37 protein-coding genes are annotated in these 26,696 nt (G+C 34.5%); 6 read left to right on the top strand and 31 right to left on the bottom strand.

Annotated features, from left to right (window positions below; genetic code table 11):
• Window positions 1–9: 9 nt before the first annotated feature.
• From rpmD to rpsJ, 20 genes are all read right to left on the bottom strand, one after another.
• On the bottom strand, window positions 10–189 hold the full coding sequence (rpmD, locus tag CD041_RS07170; RefSeq protein ID WP_002460053.1) for a 50S ribosomal protein L30: 180 nt from the start codon (window positions 187–189) through the stop codon (window positions 10–12).
• A 16-nt stretch (window positions 190–205) separates the two neighbouring features.
• Window positions 206–706, bottom strand: coding sequence for a 30S ribosomal protein S5 (rpsE, locus tag CD041_RS07175; protein WP_002460054.1), 501 nt, complete (start codon window positions 704–706; stop codon window positions 206–208).
• A gap of 20 nt (window positions 707–726) precedes the next feature.
• Window positions 727–1,089 carry a 50S ribosomal protein L18 gene (rplR, locus tag CD041_RS07180; protein ID WP_002460056.1) on the bottom strand — a complete coding sequence of 121 codons (363 nt, stop codon included), beginning with the start codon at window positions 1,087–1,089 and terminating at the stop codon, window positions 727–729.
• 31 nt (window positions 1,090–1,120) lie between these two features.
• Window positions 1,121–1,657, bottom strand: a complete 537-nt coding sequence (gene rplF / locus CD041_RS07185) for a 50S ribosomal protein L6 (RefSeq protein ID WP_002478832.1) — start codon at window positions 1,655–1,657, stop codon at window positions 1,121–1,123.
• 24 nt (window positions 1,658–1,681) lie between these two features.
• Window positions 1,682–2,080 carry a 30S ribosomal protein S8 gene (rpsH, locus tag CD041_RS07190; RefSeq protein WP_002460058.1) on the bottom strand — a complete coding sequence of 133 codons (399 nt, stop codon included), beginning with the start codon at window positions 2,078–2,080 and terminating at the stop codon, window positions 1,682–1,684.
• 31 nt (window positions 2,081–2,111) lie between these two features.
• The gene (locus tag CD041_RS07195) at window positions 2,112–2,297 is read right to left on the bottom strand and encodes a type Z 30S ribosomal protein S14 (RefSeq protein WP_001140799.1); all 186 of its coding nucleotides are present in this window, start codon (window positions 2,295–2,297) and stop codon (window positions 2,112–2,114) included.
• Window positions 2,298–2,321: 24 nt separating this feature from the next.
• Complete coding sequence (gene rplE / locus CD041_RS07200) at window positions 2,322–2,861, bottom strand: 50S ribosomal protein L5 (protein WP_002460060.1); 540 nt, start codon at window positions 2,859–2,861, stop codon at window positions 2,322–2,324.
• A gap of 25 nt (window positions 2,862–2,886) precedes the next feature.
• On the bottom strand, window positions 2,887–3,204 hold the full coding sequence (gene rplX, locus CD041_RS07205) for a 50S ribosomal protein L24 (protein ID WP_002448459.1): 318 nt from the start codon (window positions 3,202–3,204) through the stop codon (window positions 2,887–2,889).
• Between the two features lie 36 nt (window positions 3,205–3,240).
• Window positions 3,241–3,609, bottom strand: coding sequence for a 50S ribosomal protein L14 (rplN, locus tag CD041_RS07210; protein ID WP_002460061.1), 369 nt, complete (start codon window positions 3,607–3,609; stop codon window positions 3,241–3,243).
• Window positions 3,610–3,640: 31 nt separating this feature from the next.
• Entirely contained in the window at window positions 3,641–3,904 is a 264-nt protein-coding gene (rpsQ, locus tag CD041_RS07215) for a 30S ribosomal protein S17 (protein WP_002460062.1), read from the bottom strand.
• Between the two features lie 17 nt (window positions 3,905–3,921).
• Window positions 3,922–4,131 (bottom strand): 50S ribosomal protein L29, encoded by a 210-nt coding sequence (rpmC, locus tag CD041_RS07220; RefSeq protein WP_000644737.1) that lies wholly within the window; start codon window positions 4,129–4,131, stop codon window positions 3,922–3,924.
• On the bottom strand, window positions 4,121–4,555 hold the full coding sequence (gene rplP / locus CD041_RS07225) for a 50S ribosomal protein L16 (protein ID WP_002460063.1): 435 nt from the start codon (window positions 4,553–4,555) through the stop codon (window positions 4,121–4,123). Before rplP ends, rpmC begins: the two co-directional genes overlap by 11 nt.
• 2 nt (window positions 4,556–4,557) lie before the next feature.
• On the bottom strand, window positions 4,558–5,211 hold the full coding sequence (gene rpsC / locus CD041_RS07230) for a 30S ribosomal protein S3 (protein ID WP_002460064.1): 654 nt from the start codon (window positions 5,209–5,211) through the stop codon (window positions 4,558–4,560).
• Between the two features lie 23 nt (window positions 5,212–5,234).
• Window positions 5,235–5,588 carry a 50S ribosomal protein L22 gene (gene rplV / locus CD041_RS07235; RefSeq protein WP_000387527.1) on the bottom strand — a complete coding sequence of 118 codons (354 nt, stop codon included), beginning with the start codon at window positions 5,586–5,588 and terminating at the stop codon, window positions 5,235–5,237.
• A 27-nt stretch (window positions 5,589–5,615) separates the two neighbouring features.
• Entirely contained in the window at window positions 5,616–5,894 is a 279-nt protein-coding gene (rpsS, locus tag CD041_RS07240; RefSeq protein WP_070648186.1) for a 30S ribosomal protein S19, read from the bottom strand.
• Window positions 5,895–5,960: 66 nt separating this feature from the next.
• Window positions 5,961–6,794: a 50S ribosomal protein L2 gene (gene rplB / locus CD041_RS07245; RefSeq protein ID WP_002460067.1), complete on the bottom strand. Its 834-nt coding sequence runs from the start codon at window positions 6,792–6,794 to the stop codon at window positions 5,961–5,963.
• Between the two features lie 31 nt (window positions 6,795–6,825).
• On the bottom strand, window positions 6,826–7,101 hold the full coding sequence (gene rplW / locus CD041_RS07250; protein ID WP_002460068.1) for a 50S ribosomal protein L23: 276 nt from the start codon (window positions 7,099–7,101) through the stop codon (window positions 6,826–6,828).
• Complete coding sequence (rplD, locus tag CD041_RS07255) at window positions 7,101–7,724, bottom strand: 50S ribosomal protein L4 (protein WP_002460069.1); 624 nt, start codon at window positions 7,722–7,724, stop codon at window positions 7,101–7,103. Before rplD ends, rplW begins: the two co-directional genes overlap by 1 nt.
• A 28-nt stretch (window positions 7,725–7,752) precedes the next feature.
• On the bottom strand, window positions 7,753–8,415 hold the full coding sequence (rplC, locus tag CD041_RS07260; RefSeq protein ID WP_002478829.1) for a 50S ribosomal protein L3: 663 nt from the start codon (window positions 8,413–8,415) through the stop codon (window positions 7,753–7,755).
• 27 nt (window positions 8,416–8,442) lie between these two features.
• Window positions 8,443–8,751, bottom strand: a complete 309-nt coding sequence (gene rpsJ, locus CD041_RS07265; RefSeq protein ID WP_001118667.1) for a 30S ribosomal protein S10 — start codon at window positions 8,749–8,751, stop codon at window positions 8,443–8,445.
• 352 nt (window positions 8,752–9,103) lie between these two features.
• Between rpsJ and CD041_RS07270 the strand changes: the two genes are divergently transcribed.
• Complete coding sequence (locus CD041_RS07270; RefSeq protein WP_070545015.1) at window positions 9,104–9,499, top strand: hypothetical protein; 396 nt, start codon at window positions 9,104–9,106, stop codon at window positions 9,497–9,499.
• A 175-nt stretch (window positions 9,500–9,674) separates the two neighbouring features.
• On the opposite strand, the gene CD041_RS07275 is transcribed toward CD041_RS07270, so the two are convergent.
• Window positions 9,675–11,009: an NCS2 family permease gene (locus tag CD041_RS07275; RefSeq protein ID WP_002460073.1), complete on the bottom strand. Its 1,335-nt coding sequence runs from the start codon at window positions 11,007–11,009 to the stop codon at window positions 9,675–9,677.
• Between the two features lie 111 nt (window positions 11,010–11,120).
• Window positions 11,121–13,256, bottom strand: a complete 2,136-nt coding sequence (locus tag CD041_RS07280) for a DNA topoisomerase III (protein ID WP_037545408.1) — start codon at window positions 13,254–13,256, stop codon at window positions 11,121–11,123.
• 150 nt (window positions 13,257–13,406) lie between these two features.
• On the opposite strand from CD041_RS07280, the gene CD041_RS07285 reads away from it, so the two are divergent.
• The gene (locus tag CD041_RS07285; protein ID WP_080606532.1) at window positions 13,407–14,291 is read left to right on the top strand and encodes a GNAT family N-acetyltransferase; all 885 of its coding nucleotides are present in this window, start codon (window positions 13,407–13,409) and stop codon (window positions 14,289–14,291) included.
• 217 nt (window positions 14,292–14,508) lie between these two features.
• Here CD041_RS07285 and CD041_RS07290 read toward each other — a convergent pair whose 3' ends face one another.
• Window positions 14,509–15,420, bottom strand: a complete 912-nt coding sequence (locus tag CD041_RS07290; RefSeq protein WP_037540574.1) for an AEC family transporter — start codon at window positions 15,418–15,420, stop codon at window positions 14,509–14,511.
• A 136-nt stretch (window positions 15,421–15,556) separates the two neighbouring features.
• Between CD041_RS07290 and CD041_RS12160 the strand changes: the two genes are divergently transcribed.
• Window positions 15,557–15,724, top strand: coding sequence for an SE1832 family protein (locus tag CD041_RS12160; protein ID WP_170121705.1), 168 nt, complete (start codon window positions 15,557–15,559; stop codon window positions 15,722–15,724).
• A 62-nt stretch (window positions 15,725–15,786) separates the two neighbouring features.
• Window positions 15,787–16,104, top strand: a complete 318-nt coding sequence (mspA, locus tag CD041_RS12200; RefSeq protein ID WP_002492245.1) for a membrane stabilizing protein MspA — start codon at window positions 15,787–15,789, stop codon at window positions 16,102–16,104.
• A 79-nt stretch (window positions 16,105–16,183) separates the two neighbouring features.
• On the opposite strand, the gene CD041_RS07300 is transcribed toward mspA, so the two are convergent.
• From CD041_RS07300 to CD041_RS07310, 3 genes are all read right to left on the bottom strand, one after another.
• Complete coding sequence (locus tag CD041_RS07300) at window positions 16,184–19,369, bottom strand: efflux RND transporter permease subunit (protein ID WP_070648184.1); 3,186 nt, start codon at window positions 19,367–19,369, stop codon at window positions 16,184–16,186.
• Window positions 19,370–19,468: 99 nt separating this feature from the next.
• Window positions 19,469–20,719 carry a lipid II:glycine glycyltransferase FemX gene (locus tag CD041_RS07305; protein WP_070648183.1) on the bottom strand — a complete coding sequence of 417 codons (1,251 nt, stop codon included), beginning with the start codon at window positions 20,717–20,719 and terminating at the stop codon, window positions 19,469–19,471.
• Between the two features lie 91 nt (window positions 20,720–20,810).
• Complete coding sequence (locus tag CD041_RS07310) at window positions 20,811–21,587, bottom strand: VOC family protein (RefSeq protein ID WP_002460081.1); 777 nt, start codon at window positions 21,585–21,587, stop codon at window positions 20,811–20,813.
• A 161-nt stretch (window positions 21,588–21,748) separates the two neighbouring features.
• On the opposite strand from CD041_RS07310, the gene CD041_RS07315 reads away from it, so the two are divergent.
• Both CD041_RS07315 and CD041_RS07320 read left to right on the top strand, forming a co-directional pair.
• Window positions 21,749–22,183 carry a MarR family winged helix-turn-helix transcriptional regulator gene (locus CD041_RS07315; RefSeq protein WP_002478821.1) on the top strand — a complete coding sequence of 145 codons (435 nt, stop codon included), beginning with the start codon at window positions 21,749–21,751 and terminating at the stop codon, window positions 22,181–22,183.
• Window positions 22,180–23,385, top strand: a complete 1,206-nt coding sequence (locus tag CD041_RS07320; protein ID WP_062077946.1) for an MFS transporter — start codon at window positions 22,180–22,182, stop codon at window positions 23,383–23,385. Before CD041_RS07315 ends, CD041_RS07320 begins: the two co-directional genes overlap by 4 nt.
• 188 nt (window positions 23,386–23,573) lie before the next feature.
• Here CD041_RS07320 and CD041_RS07325 read toward each other — a convergent pair whose 3' ends face one another.
• The 5 genes from CD041_RS07325 to CD041_RS07345 all read right to left on the bottom strand — a co-directional run bounded on the left by CD041_RS07325 (window position 23,574) and on the right by CD041_RS07345 (window position 26,691).
• On the bottom strand, window positions 23,574–23,924 hold the full coding sequence (locus CD041_RS07325) for a SarA family transcriptional regulator (RefSeq protein WP_002460086.1): 351 nt from the start codon (window positions 23,922–23,924) through the stop codon (window positions 23,574–23,576).
• A gap of 430 nt (window positions 23,925–24,354) precedes the next feature.
• On the bottom strand, window positions 24,355–25,377 hold the full coding sequence (gene moaA / locus CD041_RS07330) for a GTP 3',8-cyclase MoaA (RefSeq protein ID WP_002460088.1): 1,023 nt from the start codon (window positions 25,375–25,377) through the stop codon (window positions 24,355–24,357).
• Window positions 25,378–25,394: 17 nt separating this feature from the next.
• On the bottom strand, window positions 25,395–25,997 hold the full coding sequence (gene mobA, locus CD041_RS07335; RefSeq protein ID WP_062077948.1) for a molybdenum cofactor guanylyltransferase MobA: 603 nt from the start codon (window positions 25,995–25,997) through the stop codon (window positions 25,395–25,397).
• An 8-nt stretch (window positions 25,998–26,005) separates the two neighbouring features.
• Entirely contained in the window at window positions 26,006–26,239 is a 234-nt protein-coding gene (gene moaD, locus CD041_RS07340; protein ID WP_002478818.1) for a molybdopterin converting factor subunit 1, read from the bottom strand.
• A complete protein-coding gene (locus CD041_RS07345; protein ID WP_002478817.1) occupies window positions 26,239–26,691 on the bottom strand; it encodes a molybdenum cofactor biosynthesis protein MoaE in 453 nt (150 codons plus the stop codon). The genes moaD and CD041_RS07345 overlap by 1 nt, the downstream gene beginning before the upstream one ends.
• Between the last annotated feature and the right edge of the window lie 5 nt (window positions 26,692–26,696).

The following is a 26,696-nucleotide window of genomic DNA, read 5'->3' on the forward strand; positions in this document are numbered from 1 at the left end:
CCTCCTTATTTATTTTTCTTCTACTGATAATAAATGTTTTACTTTGTTGATTTGCCCACGAATTGCAGGGTTGTCTTCAACAACTACTGAACTGTTTGTCTTTTTAAGACCCAATGCTTCAACAGTTTTACGTTGTGTTTCAGGACGACCAATAACACTACGCGTGAGGGTAATTTGTAATTTAGCCATTATTTATTTTCCCTCCTTAATTGTATAATTCTTCTACTGTTTTGCCACGTAATTTCGCAACATCTTCAGCATTTTTAAGGTTTTGTAAACCATTGATTGTTGCACGAACCATATTGATTGGTGTGTTTGAACCTAATGATTTACTTAAGATATCAGTAATACCTGCTAATTCTAATACCGCACGAACTGGACCACCAGCGATAACACCAGTACCAGGTGCAGCAGGTTTCATGAATACGCTACCTGAGCCATAACGACCAGTGATAGTATGAGGAGTTGTTCCTTCTACACGTGGAACGACTACTAAATCTTTTTTAGCTGCTTCTACAGCTTTTTTGATAGCTTCAGGTACTTCTTGTGCTTTACCAGTACCGAAACCTACACGACCTTTTTTGTCTCCTACTACTACTAATGCAGTGAAACGGAAACGACGTCCACCTTTAACAACTTTCGCAACACGGTTGATTGTTACAACGCGTTCTTCAAATTCTTTCGCTTCTTCTTCTCTACGAGCCATGTAATTGTCCCTCCTTTAAATTAAAATTCTAATCCGCTTTCTCTTGCAGCATCTGCTAATGCTTTTACACGACCATGGTATAGGTAACCTCCGCGGTCAAATACAATAGCTTTAATGCCTTTGTCATTGGCTTTCTTAGCAATTGCTTCACCAACTTTTGTAGCTAAATCTACTTTAGAAGTTGAGTCACTAGCAATATCTTTATCTTTAGATGATGCTTGTACGATTGTTTCGCCTTTTACATCATCAATAATTTGTGCGTAAATATGTTTATTTGAACGATAAACATTCAAACGAGGTTTTTCAGCTGTACCAGATAAGCTAGTACGAACACGTGCATGTCTTTTTAAACGCACTTTATTTTTATCAATTTTACTGATCATTGTTATACTCCTTTCTTTCGAGAGTTATCTATTATTTACCAGTTTTACCTTCTTTACGGCGAACGTATTCACCTTGGTAACGAATTCCTTTACCTTTATAAGGTTCTGGAGGTCTTACTGCGCGAATGTTAGAAGCAATTGCTCCAACTTGCTCTTTAGATACGCCAGATACTTTGATTGTAGTATTCTTTTCAACAGCAAATGTGATACCATTTTCTGCTTTAATTTCTACAGGGTGAGAATATCCCACATTTAATACTAAATTAGTTCCTTGCATTTGAGCACGGTAACCAACACCAACAAGTTCAAGCGTTTTTTCATAACCTTGTGATACACCTTGCACCATGTTGTTTAATAAAGCACGAGTAGTACCATGAACTGTACGATCATCTTTAGAATCTGATGGTCTTACTACTTCGATAGTGTTTTCTTCTTGTTTAAAAGACATTTTTTCATCAAAAGTTCTTGATAATTCCCCTTTTGGACCTTTAACAGTTGCAGTATGACCATCAAATGTAACTGTTACGTCTGTAGGAATATTAATAATTTTCTTACCAACACGACTCATGTTAGGGCACCTCCTTATTTATTATTACCAAACGTATGCGATAATTTCTCCACCAACATTACGTTTTCTTGCTTCTTTATCAGTGATAACACCTTCAGATGTAGAAACTAATGCGATACCTAAACCATTTAATACTTTAGGCACTTCGTTAGCTTTAGCATAAACACGTAAACCTGGTTTAGAAATACGTTTTAAACCTGTGATAACACGTTCGTTATTTTGACCATATTTTAGGAATAAGCGAAGAACACCTTGTTTATCGTCTTCAACGAATTCTACGTTTTTAATGAAACCTTCATTTTTTAAGATTTCAGCAATTTGTTTTTTAATGTTTGATGCAGGTAACTCTAATTTATCGTGACGCACCATGTTAGCGTTTCTCACTCGAGTTAGCATATCTGCAATTGGATCTGTCATTGTCATTGATTGTTGCCTCCTTTCAGACTCTTAATAATTACCAACTAGCTTTGCGTACGCCAGGAATTTGACCTTTATAAGCTAATTCACGGAAACAAATACGGCATAATTTAAATTTACGGTATACAGAATGTGGACGTCCACAACGTTCACAACGTGTGTATTCGCGTACTGCATATTTTTGTTTTTTTTGTTGCTTAGCAACCATTGAAGTTTTAGCCACTTAATTAGCCTCCTTTTTTAGAGATTATTTACGAAATGGCATACCGAAGTTTGATAACAATTCACGAGCTTCCTCGTCAGTGTTAGCAGTTGTTACGATAACAATATCCATTCCTCTTACTTTGCTTACTTTATCATAATCGATTTCAGGGAAAATTAATTGTTCTTTAATACCTAAAGTGTAGTTACCGCGACCATCAAATGCTTTTTTAGAAACACCATGGAAGTCACGTACACGTGGTAATGAAACTGCGATTAATTTATCTAAGAATTCATACATTCTTTCACCGCGAAGTGTTACTTTTGCACCGATTGGCATACCTTCACGTAAACGGAATGTTGCGATTGATTTTTTAGCTTTAGTTACTAATGGTTTTTGACCAGTGATTAATTCTAATTCTTCAACTGCACTATCTAAAACTTTAGAGTTTTGAACAGCATCACCGACACCCATGTTAACTACGATTTTTTCGATTTTTGGTACTTCCATTACTGAACTGTAGTTAAACTTTTTAACCAAGTTTTCAGTAACTTCTGTGTTGAATTTTTCTTTTAAACGGTTCAAAGTGGATCCTCCTTTCGATTATTTATTAATTATTAGATTTGATTTCTTCGCCTGACTTTTTAGCAATACGAACTTTTTTACCATCAACAAATTTATAACCAACACGTGTAGGTTCATTTGTTTTAGGGTCTAATAATTGTACGTTAGAAACATGGATAGCTGCCTCTGTTTCTAAGATTCCACCTTCAGGATTTAATTGAGTTGGTTTTTGGTGTTTTTTAATAACATTTACACCTTCCACAACGACACGGTCTTTTTTAGGTTCAGTAGCAATAACTTTTCCTTCTTTACCTTTGTCTTTACCTGCGATAACTTTTACGTTGTCACCTTTTTTGATATGCATGTGGGCACCTCCTTAAATATTATGGTTATTGTTTGTTTATAGTACTTCTGGTGCTAATGAAACGATTTTCATGAAGTTACCTTCACGTAATTCACGAGCAACAGGACCAAAGATACGAGTACCACGTGGGCCTTTGTCATCACGAATAATGACACATGCATTTTCATCAAATTTGATATATGAACCATCATCACGGCGAACACCTGACTTAGTTCTAACTATAACAGCTTTTACTACATCGCCTTTTTTAACAACGCCACCTGGTGTTGCATTTTTAACAGTACAAACAATTACATCACCAATGTTCGCAGTTTTGCGACCAGATCCACCTAACACTTTGATTGTAAGAACTTCACGAGCACCAGAGTTGTCTGCCACTTTTAATCGAGTTTCTTGTTGGATCATTCGTTAAACCTCCCTTATCTTTAATCTTGTATTAAATAATTACTGACTCTTCAACAATTTCTACTAAACGAAAACGTTTTGTTGCTGATAAAGGACGAGTTTCTTGGATTTTAACAATGTCTCCTAATTTAGCTGAATTGTTTTCATCATGAGTTTTGTATTTTTTAGAGTATTTTACACGTTTACCGTATAATTTGTGTGTTTTGTAAGTTTCTACTAATACAGTGATAGTTTTGTCCATTTTGTCAGAAACTACTCTGCCAGTGTAAACTTTGCGATCATTTCTTTCACTCACTTTTACAACCTCCTCTTTTATTGATTAGCCTTGCTTTGTTCAATTTCTCTTTCACGAGCGACAGTTTTTAGACGTGCAATCGTTTTTCTTACTGTGCGAATACGTGCAGTTTCCTCTAATTGACCTGTAGCTAACTGAAAGCGTAGGTTAAAAAGTTCTTCTTTTGAAGATTTGATTTGTTCTTCGATTTCTGAAGTGGTTAAGTCTCTAATTTCCTTAGCTTTCATTTGTTTCACCACCCAATTCTTCACGTTTTACAAACTTAGTTTTAACTGGAAGTTTGTGACTAGCTAAACGCAATGCTTCACGAGCAACTTCTTCTTGTACACCAGCAATCTCGAATAAGATACGACCTGGTTTCACAACTGCGATCCAACCTTCAACAGCACCTTTACCGGCACCCATACGAACTTCTAAAGGTTTTTTAGTATATGGTGTATGTGGGAAGATTTTAATCCAAACTTTCCCGCCACGTTTCATGTAACGTGTCATAGCAATACGAGCAGATTCGATTTGACGAGATGTAATCCAAGACGTTGTAGTTGCTTGTAATCCATACTCACCAAATGTTACATAGTTACCGCCTTTTGAACGACCAGTTGTTTTTGGACGATGTTGACGACGATATTTAACACGTTTTGGTAGTAACATTATTATTTTCCTCCTTCACTAGTGTTCTTAGTAGGAAGAACTTCTCCACGATAAATCCATACTTTAACGCCTAATTTACCATAAGTAGTGTCGGCTTCAGCATGTGCGTAATCAATGTCAGCACGCAATGTATGAAGTGGAACAGTTCCTTCAGAATATTGTTCGGCACGAGCGATGTCTGCGCCACCTAAACGACCAGAAACTTGAGTTTTGATACCTTTAGCACCTAACTTCATAGCTCTTGAAATCGCTTGTTTTTGTACACGGCGGAATGATGCACGATTTTCTAATTGACGTGCAATGTTTTCAGCAACTAAACGTGCATCGATATCAATTTTTTTGATTTCAACAACGTTGATGTGTACTTTCTTATCAGTTAAATTGTTTAATTTGTTACGAAGTTTTTCAATTTCTGAACCGCCTTTACCGATTACCATACCAGGTTTACCAGTATGAATCGCAATGTTAATTCGGTTAGCTGCACGTTCAATGTCAACGTGTGAAACTGATGCTTCTTTTAATTCGTTATCAATAAATTTACGGATTTTTAAATCTTCGTGTAGTAATGATGCAAAGTCTTTTTCAGCATACCATTTTGCTTCCCAATCACGGATGATACCGACACGAAGTCCGATAGGATTAATTTTTTGACCCACAGTGTTCCCTCCTTAAATAATTATTAAGCTTCTTTAGCTTCTTCTTTTCCGTCACTTACGACGATAGTGATGTGGCTAGTACGTTTGTTAATTGCACTTGCACGGCCTTGTGCACGTGGACGGAAACGTTTTAAAGTTGGTCCTTCATTAGCATATGCTTCTTTAACAACTAATTCATCAGTGTTCATATCATAGTTGTGTTCAGCATTTGCTAAAGCGGACATTAATACTTTTTCAATTACTGGTGATGAAGCTTTGTTTGTCAATTTTAAAATTGCAATTGCTTCAGCAGCATTTTTACCTCTGATTAAGTCAAGAACTAATCTTACTTTACGAGGTGCGATTCTTATAGTTCTAGCAACCGCTTTTGCTTCCATTAGGATTTCCTCCTCTACTTATATATGTTATCTTCTTGTTTTCTTGTCGTCTGCTGCATGTCCTTTGAATGTATGAGTTGGAGCAAATTCACCTAATTTGTGACCAACCATATCTTCAGTAACATAAACAGGTACATGCTTACGTCCATCGTATACTGCAAATGTATGTCCAATGAAATTAGGGAAAATTGTAGAACGACGAGACCATGTTTTAATTACTTGTTTTCTTTCACTTCCGTCTTGAGCTTCAACTTTTTTCATTAAATGATCATCGACGAAAGGTCCTTTTTTAATACTACGAGCCATTTGGGCGCCTCCCTTCTTATTGTGTGCGTGCAGCTTTACGCCGCACACCCAAATAAGTTGATTTTATTATTTTCTCTTACGTCCACGTACGATAAGTTTATCTGATGCTTTTTTACCACGACGTGTTTTCTTGCCAAGAGTTGGTTTACCCCATGGAGACATTGGAGATGGTCTACCGATTGGAGCACGACCTTCACCACCACCGTGTGGGTGATCGTTAGGGTTCATTACAGAACCACGAACTGTAGGACGGATACCTTTCCATCTTGAACGTCCTGCTTTACCTACGTTAACAAGTTCATGTTGTAAGTTACCAACTTGTCCAATTGTTGCTCGGCATGTTGATAGCACCATACGAACTTCACCAGAACGCAATCTGATTAATACGTATTTACCTTCTTTACCAAGTACTTGAGAGCTGGCACCTGCTGAACGCGCAAGTTGTCCACCTTTTCCTGGTTTTAATTCAATGTTATGGATGATAGTACCAACAGGTATGTTTTGTAATGGTAATGCGTTACCAACTTTGATGTCAGCGTCTTCACCACTTTCAACTACTTGTCCTACTTCTAATCCTTTAGGTGCAATAATATAGCGTTTTTCACCATCTGCATATACTAATAATGCAATATTTGCTGATCTGTTTGGATCATATTGAATAGAATCAACTTTAGCTGTGATTCCATCTTTATTACGTTTGAAATCGATAACACGGTATTGACGTTTGTGGCCGCCACCATGATGGCGTACTGTCAATTTACCTTGGTTGTTACGTCCCGCTCTTTTCGGTAGCGGTTGTAATAATGACTTTTCTGGAGTTGTTTTAGTAATCTCCGCGAAATCTAATGAAGTCATATTACGACGACCATTTGTTATTGGCTTATATTTTTTAAGAGCCATTGTCGCTTACCTCCTTATTGGTAATTTTATTTTAGTTAAATAAGTCGATTGATCCTTCTTTTAATGTAACAATCGCTTTTCTTCGTTTATTCGTATAACCTTGGTATCGGCCCATACGTTTTTTCTTAGGTTTATAGTTCATGATGTTGACATTTGCAACTTTAACGTCAAAGATTTCTTCAACAGCATCTTTAACTTGTGTTTTATTTACACGAGTATCAACGTCAAATGTATATTTTTCTTCTGCCATAGCTTCTGAAGATTTTTCAGTGATTACGGGGCGCTTAAGAATGTCTCTAGCTTCCATTATCCGAGCACCTCCTCAACTTTTTTAGCAGCTGCTTCAGTGATGATTACACTGTCAGCACTTGAAATATCTAATACGTTTAAACCAGTCGCTGTAGTAACTTGTACTCCAGGAATATTACGTGCAGATAATGCTACGTTTACATCTTCATTTTCTGTCACTACTAAAACTTTTTTAGGTTGTTCTAATGTAGTTAACACGTTTTTGAATTCTTTCGTTTTAGGTGCTTCGAAACCAAAGCTATCTACAACTGTGAATCCATTTTCTTTAACTTTGAATGACAATGCTGAACGTAACGCTAAACGACGCATTTTCTTAGGCATTTTATAAGCATAGCTTCTTGGAGTTGGTCCAAATACGATACCACCACCACGCCATTGTGGCGCACGAATCGTACCTTGACGCGCACGTCCTGTACCTTTTTGTCTCCATGGTTTACGTCCACCGCCACGAACTGCTGAACGATTTTTAACAGCATGTGTTCCTTGGCGTAATGAAGCACGTTGTAATGTAATTGCTTCAAAAAGCACGCTGTTATTTGGTTCAATGCCGAATACTGCATCGCTAAGTTCTACTGAACCTGCTTTAGAACCGTCTACTTTTAATACATCATAATTAGCCATTATGCATTTTCCTCCTTTCGCTACTTAATTATTTATTACCTTTTTTAATTGAAGATTTAATTTCTACTAAGCCTTTTTTAGCTCCTGGAACATTACCTTTTACAAGGATAACGCCATTTTCAGTATCAACTTGTACTACTTCTAAGTTTTGTACAGTCACTGTGTTACCACCCATACGTCCAGGTGCTTTTTGACCTTTAAATACTCTTGAAGCATCAGAAGCCATACCTACTGAACCTGGTGCTCTGTGGAAATGAGAACCGTGAGCCATTGGTCCACGTGCTTGACCATGTCGTTTAATAGCACCTTGGAAGCCTTTACCTTTAGATACGCCTGTTACATCAATGATGTCGCCAGCTTCAAATGTATCAACTGAGACTTCTTGACCTACTTCGTATTCATCAACATTGACGTTTCTGAATTCACGAATGAAGCGCTTAGGTGCTGTGCCTGCTTTTTTAGCATGACCTTCAGCTGGTTTCGTTGCATATTTGTTTGATTTTGCATCTTTTTTATATGCTTGTTTGTCTTCAAAACCTACTTGAATAGCATTGTATCCATCTACTTCTTCAGTTTTCTTTTGCAATACTACGTTTTGACTTGCTTCTACTACTGTAACTGGGATTAATTCACCATTTTCTCCAAATACTTGAGTCATCCCAATTTTTCTTCCTAAGATTCCTTTGGTCATCGAAAGTCCACCTCCTAAAATTTTCTATTATAATTTAATTTCGATGTCTACACCAGATGGTAAGTTTAAGCCCATTAAAGCATCAACTGTTTTTGGTGTTGGGTTCACAATATCGATTAAACGTTTGTGTGTACGTTGTTCGAATTGTTCACGAGAATCTTTATACTTATGCACCGCACGGATAATTGTATAAACTGATTTTTCAGTTGGTAACGGAATTGGTCCAGAAACATCTGCACCAGAACGTTTTGCAGTTTCAACAATTTTTTCTGCTGATTGATCAATCACACGGTGATCATAAGCTTTTAATCTGATTCTGATTTTTTGTTTTGCCATAATTTTCCCTCCTTATTCGTCTACATTTAAGTGATAGACTTCTCCACGAAAACTATCTGCCACAACGCCATGGCAAAGCGGCCGGGTGTGTCAGTAACCTTTCGCTTCATCGCTTCTTACAAGTCCAACATTAGATATGATACAGTAAAAACCCATCTAATTCAAGGGGTTTCTGTAATTTTTCTAACCTTGTCTAACACATACCTTTGTATTGTACTTGATAATTACAGTCAGTTCAACTGTTTTTCGCATTTTTAGTCATTAATTATTTAGGTAATATTAGTTTACAGCCTTTTTAATTTCTATATATCTTTTTTTTACATATAATATAGGTAAATGGAGGTGTCGTTACATGAAACATAGTATTAAAGTTACACTTTCACTTATTAGTGTATTTATATTAGTATGTGAATTCTTTTATGGAATCCCCTTTTTAGGTGGAATGATTATCTTTAGTTATTTTTGGCAACCGTTATTATTTAATGCATTTTTATATTTAGTATTGGTTATAATCTTGCTTTTCGATAAACAAAATGCCATTAAGCCTATGCTAGTTATACCTTTAATTGGAATTGTCGGGTCACTTATTGCAATTCTTCCAATTATTGGGATGATTACGCATTGGATTTTATTCTTCTTGATGGTATTTTTCTTATTTATCGTCTTAAACGCTCCAACTTATCTACCTAATAAAAATGCGCGTGTTGTTTATACACAGTATAAAGATGATAAACATGAGAATCGCTGATTTAATTAAAACGGAGCGGGACAACATTCATTTTGAATTCGTAGTCCCGCCCCGACAAAAGGTTGGCTAAGATTGAAAAAACTTGGTATAAACGCATTTTCAATCAAGTCAACTATTGTCCATATGTAATTAAGATCCTAAAACATGATTCATATGTCTTAGGATCTTTTTAATTTTAACCGTGTACAAACACGAAATATAAAATGAAGAGCACCATTAATACATACATGATTGGATGCACTTCTTTATGTTTTTTAGTAATAAGCATTGTAATTGGGTAGAAAATAAAACCACACGCAATTCCAGTAGCAATAGAATACGATAAAGGCATCATGATAATTGTAATAAACGCTGGAACAGCTACTTCGAACTTTTTCCAATCAATTTCAGCAAAGTTTGCCGCCATCAGTACCCCAACAACAACAAGGGCTGGTGTAGTAACAGCACTTGTTACAACTTGCATCAATGGGCTGAAGAATAATGCCAATAAGAAGCAACAACCTGTCACGATACTCGCAAATCCTGTTCTTGCTCCTACAGCAACACCAGAAGTAGATTCTATATATGATGTTGTCGTTGTCGTACCAAATATTGCACCGACGATCGTTGCTAGTGAGTCTGAAAATAATGCTCTACCTGCACGTGGGAGTTTATTATCTTTCATAATACCTGCTTGAGTTGCAACCGCAACTAATGTACCTGCAGTATCAAAGAAATCAATAAATAAAAACGTTAATATTACAATTAAAAATTGAATCGTAAACAGTTGTGATGGATCTTTAAATGCTTCGAAAGCTGCCCCAAATGTTGGTTTAATACTTGGAACATGTCCTACTATACCTGAAGGTGCATGAATAAGTCCCGTTACCATTCCAACAATTGCAGTAATCACCATTCCTATAAAAATTGAACCAGGTACTTTCTTAGCATATAAAATAACCGTTACAACAATACCTAATATCGCTAATAATACTGGCCCTTCTGTTAACTTTCCAAGCGTTACAAGTGTGGATTTGTTTTTCACAATGATTCCAGCGCTTTGTAAACCAACAAAGGTGATAAATAAACCAATACCAGCCGATACTGCCATTTTCATTTGATATGGGATGGCATTAATAATGACTTCGCGCCAACCAGAAATTGTCAAACAGGCAAACACAATTCCTGAGAAAAGCACGCCTGTTAATCCGATTTGCCATGGAATACCCAAATTTAATACTACTGTAAATGCAAAGAAGGCATTTAATCCCATACCTGGTGCTAATGCAATAGGATATCTCGCTATCAATCCCATAAATAAAGAACCAACAAAAGCTGCTAAAGCAGTTGCTACAAAAATCGCTCCTTGATCCATCTTCATGTCTGGAGTTACACCCTTAACCCCTGCAAGACTTAAGACATGTGGATTGACAGCCAATATATAAGCCATGGATAAAAATGTCGTTATCCCACCAATAATTTCCTTCTTATAATTCGTGTTATTTTCGTCAAATTGGAAATATTTTCTCACCGTAAAATGCTCCTTTTAATAAAATACTTTAATAGTTTAATACCTATTAGTAGAAAAAACAATAGCAAATACGAACTTTATTATTATAAAGTCTCATTTTGTTCGAATTATTTATAGTTTTAAATTTTTTAACGCATCTTTAAACGGATTATTTTCCAACTTTTCATCAGATGACATATATTTCTTCATTTCCTTTTTAGATATCTTATTATTATTTTTATGCTTCATACGCTCATCCATATGTCGTTGTGTTTCCGTATAGCCGCAAATACAACGATATGTCGCTTCTTTCCCTTTACCAAATAATGTCATTTTCTTCTTACAATTTGGACATCTTGCATTCGTTTTACGTTGCACATTCTTTTTCGTTTTACAAGAAGGATCTTGGCATACTAGCATCTGCCCATTCTTTGTTTTTACTTTAATCATAAATTTCCCACATGTAGGACATTCTGTTGTAGTTAAGTTATCATGTTTATATGTCTGCACACTATTTTTAATGTCATGCACTATTTTTGTCGTAAAATCTTGCATTTCCTGTATAAATTTCCGCTGATTATACTTACCTTTTTCAATTCGAGTTAATTTTTCTTCCCATTCTGCAGTTAATAGCGGTGAAGTTAAGGCTTCTGGTGCTAAATCTAATATTTGTTGTCCTTTAGATGTGACCTTAATCTTTCCGTCTGTTGATTCAATTGCATTAATATTGAAAAGTTTTTCAATAATGTCTGCCCGAGTCGCTACGGTGCCAATACCTCCAGTTTGTTTAAGCATTTGTGCATATTTCTTATCTTGTATATGAATAACTTGTTGTGGTGATTCCATCGCTTTTAATAACGTTCCTTCATTAAAATAATCTGGTGGTGTTGTTTGATGTTTCTTTATATTTGTTTGTGAAATTGGATATTGTTGCCCTTGACGGAAAGGTTGTTTCTTTACTTCAGTTTGCGTTGTGTCAAATAAGGCTTTATATCCTAGTTGCAAAGGTATGTTTTCTTTCATTTTAAACTGGTGCTGTGCTACTTCTAACTTAACCGTTGTCATTTCATATTGGTATGGTTCCATTAATGATGCAATAAAGCGCTCAGCCACAAGCATATATATGTTTTGTTCTCTTGCAGTAAGTTGATTTAAATCTGGTCTAATTTCAGTTGGAATGATCGCATGATGATCTGAAACTTTTTTATCATTAATGATATTTAGTTTTGTATTGAACGACTTTTTCATTAGATTTTTAACTGCAACTTTGTAATCAGTTGCAAGTAAAGCTTGCAGTCGTTCAGAGAACGTTTCTACCATATCACTAGTTAAAAAGTTAGAATCGGTTCTAGGATAAGTCACTAATTTATGTCGTTCATATAAATTTTGTAACGTGTTCAGAGTTTCTTTAGGTCCCATTTTAAATCGGCGGTACGCCTCTTGTTGTAAATCAGTTAAGTTAAACAATGCTTGCGGATAGCTTTTTTTACGCTTTGTCTCAACGGTCGTCACTTGAATATTATTTTGTGCGATGGCTTTAACGATATGCTCTAAATCTTCTCTTTGTTTAAAGCGTTGCTGTGAGTCCAAATCAAACTCATAGCCAGCAACTTTAATATGCAATGTGTAGTAATCTTCAGGTTTAAATTGCTTGATTTCTTTCTGACGCTCATACACTAATTGAATGGTTGGCGTTTGCACACGTCCTAATGATAATTGAGCATCATATTTAGTCGTTAAAGCACGGGTTGCGTTAATCCCTACAATCCAATCTGCTTCACTGCGCGCCAATGCTGCTTGATACAGATGATTATATTTTCTCCCGTCTTGTAAGTTCTTAAAACCTTGTTGAATTGCTTTTTTAGTAACTGAACTAATCCACAAACGTTGAATTGGCTTTTTATTGCCTACTTTGTCTAAGATAAGCCGCGCAACAAGTTCACCTTCTCTACCCGCATCAGTAGCAATAATCACGTTATTTACCTGCTTATTTAACAATAATGATTTCACTGTTTTAAATTGCTTGCTTGTTTTTCCAATTACTATCGTTTTCATATGTTTGGGAATAATGGGCAAATCGTTTAAGTTCCATGTCTGATATCTTTTGTCGTAATGCTCGGGTTGAGCATTGGTTACTAAATGTCCAAGTGCCCAGGTCACAATATATTTTTCGTTTTCTATATAACCGTTTTTCTTATGCGTTATGTGTAAAGCATCTGCTATATCTCTCGCAACAGAAGGTTTTTCAGCTAAAATTAAAGATTTCATAGTAAGTCCTTTCATTTCAAGTGTCACCATATTCGACACTATTTTGTCATTAATAGTCTTATTGTAACATGTGATTTCACATGCAAAGCTTTTAATTGTTGACGATTATTCTTATAATTAACTTAACTATAAGGTGCGGGAGGTAAATCAATGGAAATTCATAAACTCACAGAATTAGCAACGATTAAGTCATTTATAGAAACTTCGAGTTACATTCAGACCTCATATTTATATAAATTGCCTCAAAATTATGATGATATAGATACTTTATTAACCAAGGCAATACATTTTCCAGGTGTATTTGCATGTGCAGATAATAACAATGATATAAAGGCCATTTTGTTTGCTTTCTCTTACGCAAAAGATTGTTATAAAGTCATTGGTCCATTTACTAAAGGAGAGCATGACTTAACTGTGGAGGATTTTCAAGCGTTATTTAATGCATTAAATTCAAATGTATCTGCTCATTCGATTTTTAATTTTTCTTTTGAAGAAGGAGTCCAAACGTATTATCCATTGATGGATGCTATTCATGCGCATTATAATTTCACGGATTACTATCTAGAAGCCTATAAGCAAACACATGCGGAGACAATTAATCCTAATATTATTGAATATCATACAGCTATTTACCGTCATTTTGCTAAGTTGCATCATGATACTTTTAAACACGGCGCACATACAGCAGAAGAACTTATCGCTACATTAGATGATTACCATCGTTTATTCCTTTTTGTTAGTGAAGGCATCTTAAAAGGTTATCTGTATCTACAAGTTGATACTACTGGTTCCCATGCTGAAATTAAATACTTTAGCTCTCACTCAGATTATCGTTTCATGGGCATTGGCTTTGATTTATTAAGTTATGGATTGAATTATGCCTTTAAGCACTATGAAATTAAAAAAGTTCATTTTAAAATACGAAGTAAAAATACAAAACTTGTATCACGCTTTAATGAACTTGGTTTCAAAGTCAATTATGAATATAAAAAATTTAAACTTGAACAATTCACTAAGCCTACAAGTAGCAACTAAAAAGTGATTTGGACAAGTCTGGGACATCATTACGTTTTAAGCTATGAACTAAATATTGACAGTAGTTGACTGGATTGAAAATACGCTGATACCAACCTTTTTCAATCCAGTCAACCTTGTTGGAGCGGGACTAAGAATTCATAATGAATGCTGTCCTGCTCCAGTTCTTGTTTGTATGATTACGGTTTTACCCAATAATCATAATATATCCTGTTATTTATGATACAAAGACTGCTTGATATACATATAGTATAACGATACTAATCATTATCGTTAAATTGGTCACCATGCCAATAAACGGTAGCGTTTTGTATTTAAATTGAATTGCGTAAGGAATAATAGCTACACCTACTGGTAATAGCCAAGTAACAAACAATGTCGTTTTAATCATTGAATCGGAGACCGGCAAGAAGAAATAGACTGCCAGACCTGCTGCCAAACCAACGCCGTAATGAATTGCTAAGTACTTTATTGCTACAGCAATATAATTCCGTTCAATTTGGAAGTTAAGCATCATTCCCAGTAGTATCATTGATAATGGCATATTAGCCTTTGATAAAATGCTAAAGAAGTCAATAGCAATATGTGGCAGATGAATGTTAAACATATTAAGTGAAAACATCGTGATATAAGTTACTAGAGGAACAGACTGAACTAACTTTTTAGCTAAAAATTTAAAATTAAATTGATCGGTACCTTCACTATAGTAACTCCCAACAAAGTATGTTACGCCAAACATAATGATAGCTCCCCCAATATCAGCCATACCAAAATAAATCAACCCTTTTTGAGGCCATATCGCTTCTACTAATGGATAGGCAAATAATCCTATATTTAAAGCTGCCATCATCATTCCCACTGATCCACGCATATTATTTGAATACCTTTTAAACAGCCAAATTATAAAGACTTTAGATAATACACCGTAAACGAGCATCATAATAGGCAATATTACAAAAGACATATCTAAATCTGCTTGATTTAAATTTACAATCACCAGAGAAGGCAAAGTGACATTAATTACAAGTGTTGCTAGTACCTGGCTATCAGCCGCTTTAACAAAGTGAATGCGCTTAAGAAAATAACCAAGCCCTATTAGCAAAATAATCATAACAAATTGTTCAGTCACGATACGCCCTTCTTTCATTTAAAGTTTATATATACATTAAAGTACTCTATCATAGTTTTACTTCGGTTTAGAAGTCTTTATATTCATGATATAATTCTTTTAACCATTATTTTATGATGACAAAGGAGTTCATTTTATGGATTTAGAAGCTAAATTAGCTGAATTGAAATATGATTATGTTCGCTTGCAAAATGATTTAGAAAAAAAAGAATCGTTAAATCAAAATGTTGATTCATTGATTGGACAATTATCTGAAATTGAACAGCAAATTGCAACATTACGGTCAAAAATGCGTCATAATTAATCATCTAGTCATATTAACATTAACATGCTATTATAGGCTCTGGCCTAGAAAGGAAGTCTAAAATGCAACTATATCTGATACTTTTACCTATTTTATATCTCATTGTGAGCTATATTAGCATTTATAAAATGCCAACAATTTTCACAAGAATATTGCGCATTATTATGGGGATATTACTACTCTTCGTAATTGCAATCACTACACTGCAATTCCCTACAGAAAATTGGTGGGTATTTATTGTATTACTTTTACTTGTTGGTAATGTTGAAGTAACTGGATTCAAAGCAATAAAACAAGATCGCAAAGGCTTGCTTATTTTGAATCTCTTAACTCTTTTGTTATACATTGTTTACTTAATTTTAGTATTCATCATGTATTAGTTTAAACTGTGAAATGAATACTATATATTGTAAAACACACATGACTATCATACTCGTTAGTCATGTGTGTTTTTTTAGATTATTTACGGGTTAGTTTTCCTTTTAAAGTAAATAAAATTTCGTATATTACTGGTACAACAATGAGCGTTAAGAGTGTAGAAGAAATAAGTCCACCAATGACTGTTGCTGCCATCCCTTTAGAAATTAAAATTGAGCTATCTTGTCCAAATAATAATGGTAATAATGCACCAATAGTAGCAATAGCTGTCATTAAAATTGGACGTATACGGATGCCTCCTGCCTCAATTAATGCTTCTTTCATCGACATGCCTGCATGCTCATTATTGGTTACTCGATTAATTAATACAATTGCATTGGTCACTACAATACCTATTAACATCAACACACCAATTAAACTTGGGACCGAAATAGTTTCTCCAGTAATGAGCAGTGCTAATACAACTCCAATAACTGTATAAGGTAAAGAGAATAAAATTGTAAATGGTGCTAGTCCGCCTTTAAACGTGATAACTAGAATGAGATAGACAATAATAATCGCAGCCAACATTGCAACTGCCAATTGTCCCATGGCTGTATTAATGTCATCCGTCGCGCCACCAACACTAATGCTGACATGATTAGGTTTATCTATTTTGTTCACCTTTTGCATGACTGTTTGTGACGTACCACCTACGTCTTTACTAATCACCTTACCAGAAATCGTAGTCGCATAATCACCTTCTTCTTGTACAAGTTTGCTAGGTGTTGATGTTTCATTAAGTGTTGCTATATCACTTAACTTAATTGAGCCTCCAGTTGGTTTTTTCAACTCAATATTTTCTAATTTCGTTTTAGACCAATCTGTACGTTTATTTTGTTTCACTTTAACATCAATAGATTTTCCATTTTCTTTAACCGTTGAAATCGTCTTTTCCGGTAAATTTTCATTTAAATTTAACGCAAGTTGACTTGCAGAAATGCCATTGTCAGTCGCTTTATTTTGATTAACTTTTATCTCATATTGATCATATGTCTCTGATAAATCTGATTTGACATTTGCCACTCCTGAAGTTTTCTTCATCGCTTGTTCAACTTTAGCGACGGTCCCTTTAATTGCTTCTGTTGACTTACCTTTTACCGTTACTTCTATTGAACTGTTGCCGACACCTGTTCCCATATCTAAATTCTTCCATGTTCCAGGGTGTTTATAACGATCCAAGTGTTTTAACACTTTATCTGGTTCCTCGTCAAAGTGAGGTGTATCTTTGGCATATTCAACCATAATTGCCATACTATTTGTACTACCAGTTGGGTCAGCCGGTGATGGTCCACCAACTGAATATTGTACCGTCTTAACTTTCTTCTTACTTTGCAAATATTTTTCAGCATCTTTCGCATGCTTTAATACTGCTTCTTCAGTTTCACCTGGTTTCGGTGTATAAGTAACTGCTAAAAACTTATCTTCACCAGTAGAGATATAACTTGTTCCCAACTTAGTGCCACCTAAGACAACACTCGCTATTAATATAATTGTAGTTATAATAATAACTAACCATTTGTGATTCAATGACCATGATAAGACTTTTTGGTATCCACGACCAACTGTACCTAGACTTTCATTATTTTGTTTAACCTGTCGTTGTTGTTTGAGACCTCTCTTGAAAAATGTTGAGGCTAACGCCGGTACAACCGTGATTGACACAAGTAATGATGCCAATAAACTAAAGGCAATCGCCAAGGCAAATGGTCTAAACATTTCTCCTACAGAACCAGAAACAAATGCCAAAGGTAGAAAGACGACAATAGTAACTAATGTTGAAGACAAGATTGGTTTAAACACTTCTGTTGTTGCATTTATAATCAATGGATTCCCTTTGAGCTGTTCTTTTGGATCTGACAAGCGTCGATAAATATTTTCTACAACTACAATGGAGTCATCAATAACACGGCCAATTGCAATCGTCAAAGCGCCTAAAGTTAGTATGTTTAATGACACATCTGTTAGTTTCAAAGCTACCAATGCAATTAATATTGACAATGGAATTGATACTATAGAAATTGCTGTCGTTCTAATATTGCGCAAGAATAGTAATATAACAATAATAGCCACCATCGTACCTAATGCGGCTTTTTCAACCATCGTGTAAAGAGAGTCTTGGATAGGTTTTGCCGTATCCATCGTTTTCACGCCATCAATTTTAGCGTTATTTTGAGTAAACTTATCGATGGTTTGTTGAACATCTTTAGCAACTTGAACAGTATTGGCGTCTTGCGCTTTCATTACTTGAACATTAACAGCATCTTTACCATTTGTCTTCGAAATAGATTGACGTTCATCACCAATCTTTATATCAGCTAAATCCTGTAATTTAACAGATGGTATATTACCTGTTGAAGTTAATGAATCAGAAGATTGTGGCTTAGATGAAGCTAATGCACTAGTATCATTAGATTGGCTATTACTAGCAGATGTTTGCTTACTATTACTTGATTGATTTGAATTCTGACTTTGACCAGCCATACTTAACGGTATTTGTAGATTTTTAAAAGCATCTACAGAGGTGAACTGACCATCTACAACAATTGATTTATCTGTATTATTAAATTGGAACAAGCCCAGTGGTGTTTCTCTAGATGCCGCTTTAACATAATTTTCAACGTCCTCTGCTGTCATCCCGACTTTATCCAATTGATCTTGCTTAAATTTCATAGTAATTTCACGTGTTGTTTGCCCATTTAATTGGGCATTTTGTACACCATCAATGGTTTGTAGTTTCGGAATCAGTTGTTTCTGTATTGCATTGGTTGTTTCTTTTAAATTACCATCTTTATTCGTAAAGGAATATGCCACAATAGGAAAAGCATCCATAGAATTACGTGTTAATTCCGGCTGACTTACCCCTTCTTTAAATTCTATTTTATCTATTTCTTTTTTCAATACTTCTTCTGCTTTATCCATATCTGTATTGTTTTCATATTCTACAGTAACAATAGATGCATTTTGTATTGACTCAGTCTTCACATTTTTGACATAGGCTAACGATCGAATTTGACTATCGATTTTACTACTGATTTCATCTTGAGTTGTTTGCGGTGTTGCACCAGGCATTGTCGTTTGCACAGAAATCACTGGATTTTCAACATCTGGTAACAATTCTAATTTTAGTTTTGCACTCGCATATACACCACCTAAAATCACCAAGACGACCATTAAAAAGATTGCAAATTTATTACCAAGTGAAAATTTTAATAGCTTTTTTATCATTTATATTGCCCCCTACCTTTGAATGTCTAAAAAAATCTGAACGAATCTCCAATACAGACACGTCCAGATCAAATTGTCACCTTATTACGTACACCGACATTACTTTCGTTTCAATTTTCGAGATAACTTTATCTTTGCTTTAGTTAAAGTGGGCTTAACCTTTTCAATAAGTTGATATAATGGTTTGTTAAGCGGATAATCAAATTCACCAATTTTTTCACTTAAGTATGTTCCCCATGTCTTTTTAAAAATCCACAAACCATAATGTTCACTATCTTTAGGTGGATTATTATCGGTACCACCGAAATCATATGATGTTGCACCTTTTTCTCTCGCATAGCGCATCATCGCAAATTGCATATGATGGTTTGGTAAGAAATCACGATAATCATTAGATGATGCACCGTATAAATAATAAGCTTTTTTGCCGCAAAACATTAGTAGCGCACCTGATAAATAAAGACCATCAGGATGTTTTTTCAAAAGTGATTCTAATTCTTGACGTCGTTCTACTTCATTATTCATCTTATTTTGTGCATCATTAATTTTATTTAAAGTTTTTTTATCTTGCTTTTTTTGTTGTAACTTTTCAATTTCATTATTTAATTTTTCAATTTCTTTTGTTGTTTCAGCTATAACCGGTTTAGGCTCTAGTTTCACTAAAAAGAGTTCAGCATCTCCATCTTCATGAAGTGCATCATAAATCGTTTCAAAGTAACTCACATCACGAGTTAAAAAGCCATCACGTTCACCAGTGATTTTCATTAACTGTGCAAACGTTCCTAAACCTTCACGCCCAGCATGTTCTACTTGAGTACCACGTCTTAGAGCAAGTCTTACTTTTGATCGATTGCGTTTATCAAAGCTCTTGATAAGTTCTTCATCTGATTTATCGATAGGTGTAATCATTGTCATTCGCGGTTGAATATAGTCTTTAGACAGGCCTTCTTTAAATCCTTTATGTTTAAAGCCTAATTTCTTAAGATTTTTAATGGCTTGAATTCCTTGGTCAACCTCGACATCTGGATCAATTTTAATCGTATAGGCTTTTTCTTCTTTAGCAAGCGCAGTTGTTTCTGCCAACAATAATTCTAATGCTGCTGTATCTTCATAATCCACAACAAACCCACGTGAGACATAACATAATGTAAATGGTAGTTTTGGGATTCTTTTAAATAATAATTGGGCTACCCCTTTAATTTCACCATTTTCACCTACAGCAACTCTTTTTGAATACCAACCAGTAAGTTGCTTCGTCTCTGCCCATTTAGTTAATTGTAATAAATCTCCATGAGGATGAGATTTAACAAACGCGTCATGTTCTTGATTTGTGATATTCATCTTTTCCATGCTCTAAACTAACTCCTTTATTATTGCAATAATTATCATTATACATCGTTCATAAGTGAGTGTCGACGAACAAGACATCATTTAAAAAGAATCACGATTTCGGCAACATTCCATTGATGAAACGATATGTTGCCCCTCTAATTGTCATATTGTACGGTGATGATGCTTCATGATCTTGAATTACAATTGAGGCATATTCAGATTTCTTGCCATCTTGAATGCGGAAGATTATATCATCATCTTTTAGCACCAAATCAGTGTACTTATCGTTATCAGCAATGATATCCATATCATACCATAGTTGCCATTTCTTAACTGTCACAGCACGCTTTTCACTTGCAATAACAAGTTTCTCAATAACAAATTGTGATTGCTGATGACGCGCAAACCTCTCTTTCCGCTCTGTTTCAGTTTCATTCCATTGGATAAAAAAGGGTGGCTTAACTAAATAATCAGGATCAGCGATATATAATAATTGCCAGTCAATTTGTTCACCTTTTTTATTCTCTCTATGCATGCGAATTGGACCAATAGTATCGACATTTTTATCACATAACCGTTGAGCAGTTTCTTCAATAGATGTTGTTCTTAAACATATCCCTTTGAAGCCTTCAGCAAAATAATCTTGAATAATTTTTGCAGCAAATGATACGCGCCCTTCCTCGGATTTCACTTCTTTAGCCAATTTATCCGGCTGTTCAACATCTAATAATTCAATATAGTTGTCATTTAGGTATGTTAAACGATTAAATGTACCATAGCGATGGTGTTTGCCACCTGGCTCAAGCTTGAGTAGCTGTCCTGGATAATGAAATTGATTTAAATGATCAACATAATGAATAAGATGATCAAAATTAAGTGTTGCCATCGTACATCCCTCTTTTTCTTTTAGTTACCCATAGTTTAACAAACTATAGCATATATTTCTGTGTCAAATTTGATATTGCCAAATGTATCAATTCAATTTATAATAAATCTTGTGCAAATTTAGTTAGTTAACCTAACCATTTTCCGAGGAGAGTGTTATGATTGTTGCAAAATGATTTTTTCAATAGCTTTATTGAATTGTATCGACCATATATAAAAGCGACTAAACCAATATTAGACCGTTTTGATTTGCATAGTGGTCAATGGCTAGTATTAAAAGATATTGCGAAACAACAACCTACAACGCTAGTCCAAATATCAAAACGTCGCTTCATTGAAAAGCCTACTACACGTCAGTTTATAAAAGCACTATCCGAAAAAGGCTTATTGACCATTACACCTGGACATGATAAACGAGAAAAGGTATTAAATTTGTCACCTGAGGGAGACGTGCTATATCAACAAATAAATGATGAAGTATCTCGTATACAAATAGATTTATTAGCACATGCTTCAATAAACGAAAAACAAATGGAGCAAGTTATTAATATGATGGCCTCGCTGCATCAAATATTTATGGAGGAAGATAACCGTTGAATTCAACAGTATTACATAAAGAACCTATATTCACTAGAAGTTTTACACTAAACTTCGTAATTAATTTCTTTATCTATTTATGTATGTACTTATTAATAGTCATTATTGCAGATTATACTAAAACAGCTTTCCATGCACCTGATAGTTTGGCTGGACTTGTTGTTGGTATCTTTGTTGTAGGTTCATTAATAGGTCGCTTTATTACAGGTCGCTATGTCAATCATTTTGGTCCCAAGAAAATTTTAATCTTTGGATTACTTTTTCTAGTGATTACTCAATTATTATATTTTGTTCCAGGTCCGTTATGGTTTTTAATTTTTACACGCTTAATAAATGGCCTAGCTACAGCTGTTGCATCTACAGCGACAGGAACAATAGCAGCATGTATTACCCCAAAAACACGTAAAAGTGAAGGGATTAGTTTATTTTCATTAAGTCTTGTTCTAGGTACTGCAATCGGTCCATTTTTCGGTTTATTGCTTGTTAAATCATTTTCAATCATGCTACTATTTACAATTTGTATTATTCTGGGCATTATTAGTCTCATACTTTCTTTGTTTGTTCACGTAGCATTTGATTTCACTGGAAAATATCAACATCCTCATCAACATAATAAAGGATTTAGCTTACAACGCTTTATTGCTCGAGAAGCTATTCCTGTAGCTATCATTATGCTATTAGTTGGATTGGGCTATGCCTCAATTCTTACTTTTTTACAGTTTTTTGCTGAGCAAAGACATTTAATTGAGGCTTCAAGTTATTTCTTTATCTGTTATGCTATCGCTTCGCTAATTACAAGACCTATTGCAGGCCGATTAATGGATGAGCATAACGAAAATATTGTGGTCTATCCCGCATTTATTGCTTTAATCATATCCTTTGTTTTACTTGTCTTTAGCTTTAACCCATTTACGTTGTTACTAGCTGGTATCACTTTAGGCATTGGTTATGGAAATCTTTCATCTTCAATGCAAGCCATTGCAATCAAAGTATCTCCACCAGCAAAATATGGTTTAGCAACTTCAACATACTTTATAGGTTTGGATATTGGTATTGGCTTTGGTCCTAGTGTTTTGGGTATGTTTACCAATACGATTTCTTATAGTAGTATTTATTTGCTAATGGCCCTTGTCAGCACGATAACTATTGTAATTTATTTTGTCATTCATGGTCGTAAAGTTAAACACCTTACTCCAAATTAATATGCCCCTAAACATATATGTCTCTGAGAAGATGAATGCGTATGGCACATGTTTTAAGCTATGAACTAAATATTGGCAGTAGTTTAAACAAAAAAGCCAGTAAATGAATTTATAAAAAACTCATTTACTGGCTTTTTTCTATTTTTCTAGAAATTTTGCCCCAGCCTTTTGCCTAGTTATTTAAAATACTAATTTGCTATACTAATTGACTCAATTTCTGATTTCATTTTATCAATCACTTTTAATTGTGCTTTATTAAAGAAATAAAAGACTTGTCTTTCATCAGTTTCTGAACGAACTTTTGAAATTAATTCTTTTTTATAAATTTTACGTATAATCACATCGATTTTACTTGTATCCCATAGCATTTCAAAGTGTAAAGTATCTCTCAATTCTTTACCACTTATTTTTTTGCCCTCATAAACTTTGAACAACACGACAAATTCTTCGATTGAGACTTTGTAAGTTGTCTTTAACCAATGTTTTAGTTGACTCAATTCTCTCTCGGCAGCAATAAAATGTTGTACTTTTTGACTCATATTAAAATCCTCCTATGTTGATTCTCTGTTGTAAGTGAATATGAAATTTTAATTGCTCATAAAAATTATATACCATAGTTTCAATTTAATCTATTAAAATTATTAAATTAATAGCAAAATATTGTTATCAATTATTGATTTTAAAATCGAGAGCAATTATAAGTAATACAATCGCTAAAGTAACAACACCAAAATTCGACAATTTTTCGAACGTAATAATAAAATGATGCTTCTAATCATGTCATCTTGTTAATGAAAGGATGAATGAATAATACGCATTATAGAGAAGTAACTACATATTCAAACTAATTATTTTAAAATAAAGCTTTATGATTGATCATGGTCTAATATATAAGCACTGTTCAAACATAGAAATCACCTCTATTTGAAGACTTAGGTGTTAAATGTTTTTCATCTACATATTTACTTTTTATCCGCCTATATAGTTCATATTTATCTTTTTTCGTTGTCTATTTTTAACTGTTTGTTCTGTCCGTTCATCAGAATAACGGTCGTCTCGTACTTGCCATAATTTAATGAGTTCTGCTTTTAATTCACTATTACTTATACCTGAGCGCAATAGCTTTTTAATATTAAATCCTTCTGCTGTACTAAAAAGGCAACCATAGAACTTACCATCTGATGATAGTCTAGCTCGAGTACAACTAGAACAAAACGAGGCTGATACGCTAGTAATTAAACCGAATTTTGCACCGTTATCGTTATGCTGATAATATGTTGCAACTTCGCCGTAATATTTAGGCGCCATCGGTTCTATATCAAATTCATCCTCTATCATTGTCAACATATCATCTTTAGTAACAACTTTGCTGAAGTCCCAACCATTATCATTACCAACATCCATAAATTCAATAAATCTAACTTCGATATTTTTAGCTTTAAAATAATGCAGCATCGGAATAATCTGATCATCATTCACACCTTTTTGAATAACGACATTCACTTTGACATGAAAACCAATTGCAATTGCATAATTAATTTGATCTAAAATAGTTTCTGCTTTAATATTTCTATTGTTAATTGCTTGAAATACACTATTATCTATAGCATCAAGACTAACATTAATACGACGTAACCCTGCTTCAAATAATTTTAAGCCATGTTTTTTTAATAATAAGCCATTTGTCGTTAGACCTATATCTTCAATACCTTCAATTTTATTAAGCCTTGCAATGAGTTGATATAAATTTCGACGCAGTAGAGGTTCTCCTCCGGTAATACGTAATTTTTTTACACCTAATTCGGCATATATTTCAGCAATACGTTCAATTTCTTCAAATGTAAGTAATTCATCTTTAGGTAGAAAGACAAAATCGTCACCAAATATTTCTTTAGGCATACAATAATCACATCTGAAATTGCACCTATCTGTCACAGATATTCTTAAATCACGAATCGGCCGACCAAGTTTATCTTTTATTTGCATTACCATCGTCTGGACCTCCTTGCTTATTTTATCTGCTGCATTAAAGAGTCCAAATCTTGCTGATAATTGATATTCTTATACCAATAGTCTGGAGATTGTATCTCAGTCACATCTAACCAAGCTGCAGATACTTGGTCATAAACGTGTTTCATACTATAGTCATTTGATGTTAAAGCTTGCTTAATGACAGGTAAAATTTTAGGATTATAAAATGCGATTGTAGGTATCATTCGTCCATTTTCAGAAAAAGCAGCAATATCTAAATGATTCTCAATCAGATGAGAAACCATAAAATGATATAATCCACTAATAGCTTTACCAGTAATCATAGGGGTATCCACCGATACGACAAAAAAGAGTTCTTCATCTTGATATGCTTTCATAACGGTATAAATACCTGCTAACGGACCTTTATCACTAACTTTGACCTCATCTATCATCACATTTGAATAGTCAAAAAAAGGTGCTAGTTTATCATTTGTACTAATAATAATGTCATTGAACATATTAGTATCTTGCAATACTTGAATTATTTTTTTATAAAAAGGCTCGTTATCAATGGTGGCAAAAGCTTTGGGCTGACCAAATCTCTCTGAATGGCCACCAGCTAGTATAATAGCTTTCATAATATATTTTATCCTCCGCTTACTGGTGGTATTAAAGCAATAATATCGTCAGGTTGAACTATACCGTCTTCTTTCGTAAATTCTTCATTGACTGCAATTTGGAATTTTTTATCCATTAGTTCTGGATGATATTGATTTAGCAGTTGTCTAATTTCCTTAACCGTTTTCGGTTCCAAAATATCTATATATTCATTGCTCATATTAAGTATTTCTTTAACTTCAGCAAAATACAATACTTTCACTATCTTGACTCTCCCTTTTTGGCATCTTGGTAATACCCACGTTGATGACCTTGCCAAGCTGAACCATCTTGCCATATTTCTTTTTTCCAAATTGGCACGATTTCTTTTATGCGTTCAATCGCATATTCATTTGCACGATAAGCATCTTTACGATGTGGTGATGAAACAGCAATCAACACAGCGATATCAGAAATTGCGAGTGGCCCTATACGGTGAACAATGGAGGTAATCGTTCCTGGCCATTTTTTTGAGATTTCGTCACCTATTTGGGCAAGCTTTTTTTCAGCCATAGGCACATATGCTTCATATTCCAAATACTTAGTCTTAACGCCTTGCGTCCACTCTCGTACATGACCCGTAAATACAACTACTGCACCTTGGTATTCATTCACAGTGAAATTTCTATATTGTTCTGTATTTATTGGTTCAGTCACAATTTCATATTGTTTCATTACGT

Source organism: Staphylococcus lugdunensis (genome assembly GCF_002901705.1).
GTDB classification, from domain to species: Bacteria; Bacillota; Bacilli; order Staphylococcales; family Staphylococcaceae; genus Staphylococcus; species Staphylococcus lugdunensis.